The organism is Escherichia sp. KCJ4928, assembly GCF_004352695.1.
Classification (GTDB): domain Bacteria; phylum Pseudomonadota; class Gammaproteobacteria; order Enterobacterales; family Enterobacteriaceae; genus ECMA0423.
Map to the genome: position 1 here is coordinate 1 of NZ_SJWV01000659.1, position 351 is coordinate 351.

At 53.0% G+C, this 351-nt stretch carries 1 pseudogene; it reads left to right on the forward strand.

The features are described 5' to 3' along the window. Positions 1-351: pseudogene (locus tag E0D98_RS26125) on the forward strand (DDE-type integrase/transposase/recombinase); the annotation flags it as partial.

Here is a 351-nt window from a genome sequence, read left to right on the forward strand (position 1 = left end):
TACGTACAGATGAAGGCTGGCTGTATCTGGCAGTGGTCATTGACCTGTGGTCACGTGCCGTTATTGGCTGGTCAATGTCGCCACGCATGACGGCGCAACTGGCCTGCGATGCCCTGCAGATGGCGCTATGGCGGCGTAAGAGGCCCCGGAACGTTATCGTTCACACGGACCGTGGAGGCCAGTACTGTTCAGCAGATTATCAGGCGCAACTGAAGCGGCATAATCTGCGTGGAAAGCTTCTTTCATTCGCTGAAAGTGGAATGTATCCATGGAGAACACTTTATCAGCCGGGAAATAATGCGGGCAACGGTGTTTAATTATATCGAATGTGATTACAATCGGTGGCGGCGG